Origin of the sequence: Rhizobium sp. 18055 (assembly GCF_902706285.1) — a bacterium.
Lineage (GTDB): Bacteria > Pseudomonadota > Alphaproteobacteria > Rhizobiales > Rhizobiaceae > Rhizobium.
In genome coordinates this window covers 1-380 of record NZ_CACSKD010000517.1, presented here as the reverse complement: position 1 = coordinate 380, position 380 = coordinate 1, and the positions used below count along the sequence as shown (strand labels likewise).

At 73.9% G+C, this 380-nt stretch carries 1 protein-coding gene; it reads right to left on the bottom strand.

Annotated elements, in window-relative coordinates; translation table 11 throughout:
• Positions 1-380: carboxypeptidase regulatory-like domain-containing protein (locus GVL52_RS32810; protein ID WP_160012821.1), on the bottom strand; the 380-nt coding region annotated here is incomplete at both ends.

The window sequence follows — 380 nt, the reverse complement described above, 5'->3', positions numbered from 1 at the left end:
CCGGTGTGCTCCACGGCCGCCGTGACCGCGATGGCGGTGTTCGCCCCGGCCTGGCCCAGGGAGGCAGCCGGTGCGTTGATCCGGATGGCCCCCGTGCCGGCCGGCGCCATCGCGAAGTCCTTGCGCACCTGCGCGGGCTCGGCGGCCTCCAGGCGCCAGGACTGGGTGAGATAACCCGCGGCGGCGACACGCAGGTCGAAGCGGGTGGCCGTGATGCCGGACAGCGCATAGCTTCCGTCGGCCGCGCTGCGCGCACTGGAGCCACCGCCCGACACGTCCGCATTGGCGATGGCGGCTCCGGTGTCGGCGTCGGTGATGCGGCCCGCGACCTCGGTGGTGGTGCGCACGGCCTGCAGCACGACGTCGCCGAAGTCCATCAC